Raw genomic sequence first — 718 nt, 5'->3', positions numbered from 1 at the left:
CCCAATACCACTACAAAMAATACTCCTGACACTGACACTAACACAACTTCCGGTATGGATGACGACGATGATACTGATTGGGGCTGGATAGGATTATTAGGGTTAGCGGGTTTGTTAGGATTACGCAGAAGAGAAGAGCGACGAGAAATTAAGTAAATAATATATATGATAAAAAAAAGCGACCTCTTCTTAATTAGATTGGTCGTTTTTTTATATGTCCAATAATTAATAATTATTATTAGTTGTAAAATCAACTAACGTTCTTAGAGGGGGAGGTTAAAATATTTTTTTTCGATCTCGTTCATCCTTTAGTAGTTCAACTGCTTCTCGGAAGCGAAGAGAGTGGATATTTTCTCTTTCTCTTAAAAAAGCTAAAGCATCATTAATACCTGGGTCGTCTGAAATATCGATTAACCATTGATATGTTGCGCGTGCCTTTTCTTCTGCTGCGATATCTTCATACAAATCCGCAATAGGGTCACCTTTAGATTGGATATATGTCGCTGTAAACGGAACACCACCGGCATTTTCATAGAATAGGGAATGACCATGATTGACAAAATGTGCTCCCAGGCCAGCTTTTTCTAATTCTTCGGGAGTTGCATCTTTTGTTAATTTGTAAATCATGGTTGCAAGCATTTCTAAATGAGAAAACTCTTCCGTTGAAATATCTGTTAGTAACCCAATTACTTTCTCAGGAACAGTATAACGCTGATTC

At 36.8% G+C, this 718-nt stretch carries 2 protein-coding genes; one reads left to right on the top strand and one right to left on the bottom strand.

Annotated features, from left to right (window positions below):
• Positions 1 to 156, top strand: a 156-nt coding sequence (locus AC1DSL_RS19085; protein WP_477533457.1) for a WGxxGxxG family protein, incomplete at its 5' end; no start/stop codon positions are given.
• A 120-nt stretch (positions 157 to 276) separates the two neighbouring features.
• On the opposite strand, the gene AC1DSL_RS19080 is transcribed toward AC1DSL_RS19085, so the two are convergent.
• On the bottom strand, positions 277 to 718 hold a 442-nt coding region (locus tag AC1DSL_RS19080; protein ID WP_477533456.1), incomplete at its 5' end, for a manganese catalase family protein.

Source organism: Paenisporosarcina sp. P4_D4, from assembly GCF_056401835.1.
Note: the sequence above shows the minus strand (reverse complement) of the source record. Positions and strands in the feature narration are given on the sequence as shown.